Origin of the sequence: Streptomyces spongiae (assembly GCF_009377185.1) — a bacterium.
Taxonomy (GTDB): Bacteria; Actinomycetota; Actinomycetes; order Streptomycetales; family Streptomycetaceae; genus Streptomyces; species Streptomyces spongiae.
The window spans coordinates 1-7,924 of record NZ_VJZC01000471.1; the positions used below are offsets into that span (position 1 = coordinate 1).

Annotated in this window: 8 protein-coding genes; 5 read left to right on the plus strand and 3 right to left on the minus strand. The window is 71.1% G+C overall.

What is annotated here, in order from left to right; translation table 11 throughout:
- The coding region (locus tag FNH08_RS38480; protein WP_152776169.1) for a LysR family transcriptional regulator at positions 1 to 699 on the minus strand (699 nt) is incomplete at its 3' end.
- A gap of 119 nt (positions 700 to 818) precedes the next feature.
- Here FNH08_RS38480 and FNH08_RS38485 point away from each other — a divergent pair.
- From FNH08_RS38485 to FNH08_RS38505, 5 genes are all read left to right on the plus strand, one after another.
- Positions 819 to 1,490, plus strand: a complete 672-nt coding sequence (locus tag FNH08_RS38485; protein ID WP_152776174.1) for a succinate dehydrogenase — start codon at positions 819 to 821, stop codon at positions 1,488 to 1,490.
- 1 nt (position 1,491) lies between these two features.
- The gene (locus FNH08_RS38490; protein WP_152776170.1) at positions 1,492 to 3,441 is read left to right on the plus strand and encodes a fumarate reductase/succinate dehydrogenase flavoprotein subunit; all 1,950 of its coding nucleotides are present in this window, start codon (positions 1,492 to 1,494) and stop codon (positions 3,439 to 3,441) included.
- Positions 3,438 to 4,187, plus strand: a complete 750-nt coding sequence (locus FNH08_RS38495; RefSeq protein WP_152776171.1) for a succinate dehydrogenase/fumarate reductase iron-sulfur subunit — start codon at positions 3,438 to 3,440, stop codon at positions 4,185 to 4,187. The genes FNH08_RS38490 and FNH08_RS38495 overlap by 4 nt, the downstream gene beginning before the upstream one ends.
- Before the next feature lie 304 nt (positions 4,188 to 4,491).
- Positions 4,492 to 5,265, plus strand: coding sequence for a GNAT family N-acetyltransferase (locus FNH08_RS38500; RefSeq protein ID WP_152776172.1), 774 nt, complete (start codon positions 4,492 to 4,494; stop codon positions 5,263 to 5,265).
- A complete protein-coding gene (locus tag FNH08_RS38505) occupies positions 5,265 to 6,086 on the plus strand; it encodes a lysophospholipid acyltransferase family protein (RefSeq protein ID WP_152776173.1) in 822 nt (273 codons plus the stop codon). Before FNH08_RS38500 ends, FNH08_RS38505 begins: the two co-directional genes overlap by 1 nt.
- Here the strand turns inward: FNH08_RS38505 and FNH08_RS38510 are convergent.
- Positions 6,065 to 7,081, minus strand: a complete 1,017-nt coding sequence (locus FNH08_RS38510; RefSeq protein ID WP_322726170.1) for an LLM class flavin-dependent oxidoreductase — start codon at positions 7,079 to 7,081, stop codon at positions 6,065 to 6,067. The genes FNH08_RS38505 and FNH08_RS38510 overlap by 22 nt on opposite strands.
- 45 nt (positions 7,082 to 7,126) lie before the next feature.
- A partial coding sequence (locus FNH08_RS51165) for a zinc metalloprotease (protein ID WP_194238765.1) occupies positions 7,127 to 7,924 on the minus strand: 798 nt, incomplete at its 5' end.

Here is a 7,924-nt window from a genome sequence, read left to right on the forward strand (position 1 = left end):
CCCCAGCACCGCGTCCATCTCCCCACCCTCGACCGCGAAGTCCGGCTCGAAGCCCTCGGCACGGCACGCGGCGACCGTCAGCTCCCGCAGGTCGTACCCGTGACGGAACATGACCAGCCGCTCACCCTCCAGGTCGGAGACCCGCACCGTACGCTGCCCCCGCCCGGGCGCCGACGCGTCCGGTGACGACACCACGACCAGGTCCTCCCTCAGCACCTCCACCGTGGTCAGCGCGGGGGAGGGGCTGGGCAGGGGCAGAACGACCAGCGCCAGATCCAACGCACCCCGCGCGAGCTCCCGTACGAGATCGTGCGACCCGCCCTCCTCGATCAGCAGCCTGATCCCCGGATAGCGGTCGTGGAACGAGCGCAGCACGTCCGGCAGCAGCCCCGTGCACAGGCTCGGCGTCGCACCCAGCCGCACCCGCCCGCGCCGCAGCTGGACCAGCTCGGCCACCTCCTGCCGCGCGGTGTCCGCGTCCGCCAGTATCCGCCGGGCCAGCGGCAGCAGGGACTCGCCCGCGTCGGTCAGCGTGATGTTGCCGCGCGCCCGACGGAACAGTTCCGCCCCCAACTCCCGCTCCAGCGAACGGATCTGCTGGGACAGAGACGGCTGCGCGACATGCACGAGCTCCGCGGCCCGGGTGAAGTGCCGGGTCTCGGCCACGGCCACGAAGTACTGGAGCTGCTGGAACTGCATACCTTCACGATAGGCCAGCTCTATCGAAACGAGCCGTACCATGTCTTGGACCGATCGCGTGTTCCCGCTCTAGCGTCATGTGTATGGCTCTGGCAACGCGGACGGACCGACGGCCGTCCATGGCCCGCACGGTGTGGGACAGCTCCGTCGGCAAGAAGACCGTCATGGCGGTCAGCGGTCTGATCATGTTGCTGTACCTGATCGTCCACATGATCGGGAACCTGAAGATCTTCTTCGGCGCGGGCGAGTTCAACCACTACGCGCACTGGCTGCGCACCGTCGGCGAACCCTTCATGCACTACGAGTGGACGCTGTGGCTCGTCCGCGTCGTGCTGGTCGTCGCGGTCGTCGCCCACGCGGTCTCCGCGTATCAGCTCAGCCGCCGCGACATCAGGGCTCGGCCCAGCAAGTACGTGCACAAGAAGCCACGGGCGAGCTACGCCACGCGCACCATGCGCTGGGGCGGGATCATCCTCGGCCTGTTCATCGTCTGGCACATCCTGGACCTCACCACCGGCACCGTGCACTCCGGTGGCTTCCAGGAGGGCCACCCGTACCAGAACGTCGTGGACACCTTCTCCACCTGGTACGGCAACGTCATCTACATCGTCGCGATGCTCGCCCTCGGCCTGCACGTCCGGCACGGCTTCTGGAGCGCCGCCCAGACCCTCGGCGCGGGCAGCCGCACCCGCGACCGCGCCCTCAAGACCATCGCCAACGTTCTCGCACTGCTGCTCACGGCGGGTTTCATCGCCGTACCCGTGGGCGTCATGACCGGAGTGGTGAGCTGACATGACTACCTACGCCGAGTACCAGACCGGTGAGCCCGTCGTCGACGGCAAGGCGCCCTCCGGCCCCGTGGGCGAGCGCTGGGACACCCGCCGCTTCGAGGCCAAGCTGGTCAACCCCGCCAACCGGCGCAAGCACACGGTGATCGTGGTCGGGACGGGTCTGGCCGGCGGCTCCGCCGGGGCCACGCTCGCCGAACAGGGCTACCACGTCGTCCAGTTCTGCTACCAGGACTCCCCGCGCCGCGCCCACTCGATCGCCGCGCAGGGCGGCATCAATGCGGCGAAGAACTACCGCAACGACGGCGACTCCATCCACCGGCTGTTCTACGACACTGTCAAGGGCGGCGACTTCCGCGCCCGTGAGTCCAACGTCCACCGGCTGGCCCAGATCTCCGTGGAGATCATCGACCAGTGCGTGGCGCAGGGCGTGCCGTTCGCCCGTGAGTACGGCGGTCTGCTCGACACCCGGTCGTTCGGCGGCGTCCAGGTGTCCCGGACCTTCTACGCCCGCGGCCAGACGGGACAGCAGTTGCTGCTGGGCGCCTACCAGGCCCTCAGCAGGCAGATCGCCGCCGGCAACGTCGAGATGCACGCGCGCACCGAGATGCTCGACCTGATCGTGATCGACGGGCGGGCCCGCGGGATCGTGGCGCGCGATCTCGTCACCGGTCGCATCGACACGTACTTCGCGGACGCCGTCGTGCTCGCCTCCGGCGGCTACGGCAACGTCTTCTACCTGTCGACGAACGCCATGAACTCCAACGCCACGGCGATCTGGCGGGCCCACCGGCGCGGCGCGTACTTCGCCAACCCGTGCTTCACCCAGATCCACCCCACCTGCATCCCGCGCACCGGCGACCACCAGTCCAAGCTGACGCTGATGAGCGAGTCCCTGCGCAACGACGGACGCATCTGGGTGCCGAAGGCCAAGGGCGACACCCGCCCGGCCGGCCAGATCCCCGAGGACGAGCGCGACTACTACCTGGAGCGCATCTACCCGTCCTTCGGCAACCTCGTGCCCCGCGACATCGCCTCCCGCGCCGCGAAGAACGTCTGCGACGAGGGGAGGGGGGTCGGTCCCGGCGGGCAGGGCGTGTACCTGGACTTCGCCGACGCCATCAAGCGCATGGGCCGGGGAGCCGTCGAGGCCAAGTACGGCAACCTCTTCGACATGTACCAGCGGATCACCGACGAGGATCCGTACGAGGTGCCGATGCGGATCTACCCCGCCGTGCACTACACGATGGGCGGCCTGTGGGTCGACTACGACCTCCAGACCACGATCCCCGGCCTGTTCGCCATCGGCGAGGCCAACTTCTCCGACCACGGCGCGAACCGGCTCGGCGCCTCCGCCCTGATGCAGGGGCTCGCCGACGGCTACTTCGTACTCCCGTCGACCATCAACGACTACCTGGCGCGCAACCCGCACCACGAGGACGTCACGGTCGACCACCCCGTGGTCCAGGAGGTGCGGGCCGAGACCGAGGACCGGCTGAACCTCCTCCTGTCCGTCGACGGCGACCGCACCCCCGACTCCTTCCACCGCGAGGTCGGCGAGCTGATGTGGGAGTTCTGCGGCATGGCCCGTACCGACTCGGGGCTGCGCAAGGCGCTGGAACGCATCCCGCAGATCCGCGAGGAGTTCTGGCGGCGCATCAAGGTGCCCGGCACCGGCGAGGAGTTCAACCAGTCGCTGGAGAAGGCCAACCGCGTCGTCGACTACCTCGAACTCGCCGAGCTGATGTGCCTCGACGCGCTGCACCGCGCCGAGTCCTGCGGCGGCCACTTCCGCGAGGAGTCCCAGACGGCCGACGGCGAGGCGGCCCGCAAGGACGACGAGTTCGCGTATGCGGCCGCCTGGGAGTTCACGAGTACGGGCTCTGCCCCCGTACTGCACAAGGAAGACCTCGTCTTCGAGTACGTCCACCCCACCCAGCGGAGCTACGCATGAAGCTCACCCTGCGCGTCTGGCGGCAGAAGAACGCCGACGCCGACGGAGCGATGTCCACGTACGAGGTGGACGGCATCTCGACCGACATGTCCTTCCTGGAGATGCTGGACACCCTCAACGAGGAACTCATCCTGCGCGGTGAGGACCCGGTCGCCTTCGACCACGACTGCCGCGAGGGCATCTGCGGCGCGTGCAGCCTGGTGATCAACGGCGACGCCCACGGGCCCGAGCGCACCACGACCTGCCAGCTGCACATGCGGTCCTTCCAGGACGGCGACACCATCGACATCGAGCCGTGGCGGGCCTCGGCGTTCCCGGTCATCAAGGACCTGGTGGTCGACCGGTCGGCCTTCGACCGGATCATCCAGGCCGGCGGGTACATCACCGCGCCGACCGGGGCCGCGCCCGAGGCCCACGCGACGCCGGTGCCGAAGCCGGACGCGGACTTCGCGTTCGAGAACGCGGAGTGCATCGGGTGCGGGGCGTGTGTGGCGGCCTGCCCGAACGGGGCCGCGATGCTGTTCACCTCGGCGAAGGTCAATCACCTGAACGTGTTGCCGCAGGGGGCGCCCGAGCGGGAGACGCGGGTGCTGGACATGGTGGCGCAGATGGATGACGAGGGGTTCGGGGGGTGCACGTTGGCGGGGGAGTGCGCCACGGCTTGCCCCAAGGGGATTCCCTTGGTGTCCATCACCAGCATGAACAAGGAGTGGCTGCGGGCTACGCGGAAGGTCGCCAAGCGGTAGCGCCGTAGGGGGATCGTCGTCGGCGGGCTGCGGGTCAGCCGTGGCTTGTCGCGCAGTTCCCCGCGCCCCTGAAACGTTCGCCGACCAGGTGCGGACGGGCGGGGCCGGAGTGGTGCTCTCCGGCCCCGCCAAGCTCTGTCCAGGTGCCGCACCCCTGGCATTCAACAACCCCACACCCCGCCTCTCTGCGAAGGTTACGCGCCGGTCAGTTGGCGTCGGGAAAACATAAGCGAGCACGCCGTAGCCAACCGGCGGCCCGCTCAGCTCCCGCCGTACAGGCCCCGTCCCCAGGAGAGAGCCAGCCATGACCGGCGTATCCACGCTCGACAGCCCGCCCCGGGCAGTCGCGCCCACCCGCTACACCGTCACCCTCGCCCGCGACGAAGCCGACGTGCGGGCCGCGCAGCGGCTGCGCCACGACGTCTTCGCCGGCGAGATGGGCGCGCTGCTGTCCACCCCGCAGCCCGGCCTCGACGTCGACGCCTTCGACGCGTACTGCGATCACCTGCTCGTCCGTGACACGCTGACCGACCAGGTCGTCGGCACCTACCGGCTGCTGCCGCCCGAGCGCGCCGCGGTTGCCGGGCGGCTGTACTCGGAGAGCGAGTTCGACCTCGCGCCGCTGGACGCGATCCGTCCCGGGCTCGTCGAGGTCGGCCGCTCCTGCGTGCACCCCGACCACCGCGACGGCACGGTCATCGGCCTGATCTGGGCCGGGATCGCGCGCTACATGGTGGACGGCGGCCACGAGTGGCTGGCCGGCTGCTGCTCGTTCCCGCTCGCCGACGGTGGCGCGCTCGCCGCCGGTACATGGGACCGGGTGCGGGCCAAGCACCTCGCGCCCGAGGAGTACCGGGTGCGGCCCCTGCTGCCCTGGGACGCGGACGGCGTGGCCCGGCCCGAGGAGCGCACCGAACTGCCCCCGCTGCTGCGCGGCTACCTCCGCCTCGGCGCCTGGGTGTGCGGCGAGCCCGCCCACGACCCGGACTTCGGTGTCGCCGACCTGTACGTGCTGCTGCCGATGAGCCGGGTCAACTCGCGCTATCTGCGGCACTTCCTGTCGCTCGTACCGGCCTGATGAGCGTCTGGCTGCCCAGCGCGCCGTGCACTCCGGGGGCGTGCGTGGATCCGGCGGGACCCGTCGCGACCGTGCCCCGGGCGGTGCTGCGGCTGACAGCGGCGACGGTCCTCCTGCTCGGGGGGATCATGCTGTTGCCGATCGGCAGGCGCGTATCGGCCGGAATGGTGCGGTGGTGGTGCCGGGCGATGGTGCGGGCCGCGGGCGTCCGGGTCCGCGTCACCGGCGCCACCGCGCCCACCGGCGGGGTGCTCCTCGTCGCCAACCACATCTCCTGGCTGGACATCCCGCTGCTCGCCGCCGTCCGTCCGGCCCGGATGCTCGCCAAGACCGAGATCCGGCAGTGGCCCGTCGTGGGCCCGCTGACGGCGCGGGCCGGCGTCCTGTACATCGAACGGGACAGACTGCGCGCCCTGCCGGACACCGTCGCCCGCATCGCCGGTGCCCTGCGCTCCGGTGCGGCGGTCACGGCCTTCCCCGAGGGCAGCACCTGGTGCGGGCGCGCCCGGGGCAGCTTCCGCCGCGCCGTCTTCCAGGCCGCCCTGGACGCCGGTGTCCCCGTCCAGCCCGTCCGCATCCACTACCGCCTCGGCGACGGCACCGCCAGCACGGCCCCGGCCTTCGTCGGCGAGGACAACCTGTTCGCCTCCCTGTGGCGGGTGGCGACGGCACGCGGTCTGGTGGCCGAGATCGAGGTACGGGACGCGGTGCCTCCGGGCACCTGTGTCGACCGCCGCTCACTGGCCCGCGCCGCCGAGTTGTCCGCGGGGCTGGGGGCGCGTCAGGCGCATCAGGAGTCTCACTGGAAGGCCGCGGCCTGACCGGTGACGATGCGGGCCAGCCGCCGGTAGGAGTCGAGGAGGGCCGCACGGTCGTAGGTGCTGGTGGTGACGAGGAGCTCCTGCGCGCCCGTCTCCTTCAGCACCGTCTCCAGCTCGTGGGCCACCTGGTCCTCGGTGCCGGCGATCTGGCCGGTGAGGCCCGACTCGTAGAAGCCGCGTTCCTTCGCGGTCATCGGGCGGGCCTCGACGCTCTCGGCCGACGGCAGCGGAGGGAACGTGCCGTGCGTGCGGGAGTACGCCATCGACCAGGCTTCCGGAAGCAGCAGGCGCCGGGCCTCCTCGGGCGTGGCGGCGACCACGACCGTGCCCGAGATGACGACGTACGGCTCCCGTGCCCACGGGGAGGGCCGGAAGGTCGCGCGGTAGTGGTCGATGCCGCGCCGCATCTTCTCGCGGTTTCGGAGGTCGCCGATGACCATCGGCAGGCCCGCCCGCGCGGCGATGGCGGCGCCCTCACCCATCGCGAGCACGAACGGCGGCACGGTCAGGCCCTCCGCCGGGCGCGCGTGCGCACGGGTGGGGGACGTGCCGCGGAACCAGCCGAGCAACTCGTCGAGCTGCCCGGCGAAGTCGTCCGCGTCGTCCTTGTCCCGCCCCAGGGCCCTGCGCACCCCGTCGGTGAAGCCGACGGACCTGCCCAGGCCCATGTCGATCCGCCCCGGGAAGAGGGACTCCAGGACCCCGAACTGCTCGGCCACGACGAACGGTTGGTGGTTGGGCAGCATCACGCCGCCGGTGCCCACCCGGATGTGTCGCGTGGCCGCCGCGACGGCCGCGGCCAGCACCGTGGGCGCGGAACCGGCGACTCCGGGCACTCCGTGGTGTTCCGACACCCAGATCCGGTGGTAGCCCAGCGACTCCAGCTCCCGCGCCAGCCCCACCGTGTCCCGCAGCGCCTCGGCGGCGTCGTGCCCCTCACGGGTGCGGGAGCGGTCGAGGACCGAGAACCGGGTCTGTGCGATCACTGAACTCACATGGACTTCAACACCTGGAGCGCGCCGGGATTCCCGAAACACCCTCTAGTTCCGCAGGGCCTCCGTCAGTGCGGCCGTGAACTCGGACACCGAGCCCTCGCGGGGATCGTCGAGGGTCCGCCGGGTGAGGTCGCGCAGCCAGGGAGTGAACCAGGGGGCGCCGAGCTCGGGAGGGGCCCAGCGGTCCCAGTCCGGCTCGGGGGCGGCCAGGCGGGCCACCAGGAGGGCTACGCGCAGGGTGTCGCGGGTGTGCGGGGACATGGTGGGGTCGTCGCCCCAGCCCGGCTGGTGCATCAGCGGCGGCCGGGGATCGTCCAGGGCGGTCACGCTGTCGATGTCGATGAGCCTGCCCCGGCCGCGGCCGGACTCCAGACCGTAGACGAAGTTCTTCCAGTTGGTGTCGCCATGCGCCAGACCGATGGTGTGCAGCAGTTCGTGGGCCACCACGACGTCCAGGAGCAGTTCGGCCCGCTGGCGGGCCGAGGGCACCTCGCACCCCTGGAAGTCCGGCTCCTGCGCGAGCAGGAAGTCGCCGGTCTGTGCGTTGCCGTCCGTGAGCAGGAACGGCCGGCCCAGCGGTGGGTACGCGACTCCGACAGCGTGTTCCCGGGCGCCCACGACAGCCCTCGGCCACAGCATGACGCGCTCGGCCGTACGACGCCTCGCCGTGGGCAGTGTGCTGACCCGGGACAGCAGTTCGCGGTACTGGCCGACCGGGCGCACGGGGTTGCGGGAGCGTTCGCCCGGCCCCGACCCCTCATCCGACTCGAACAGCTTGACGAGGAACGGCTCGGAGGTGGGGGCGAGCCGGGCCTGGCGGATGTGCGGGGGCAGGCCGGGGCG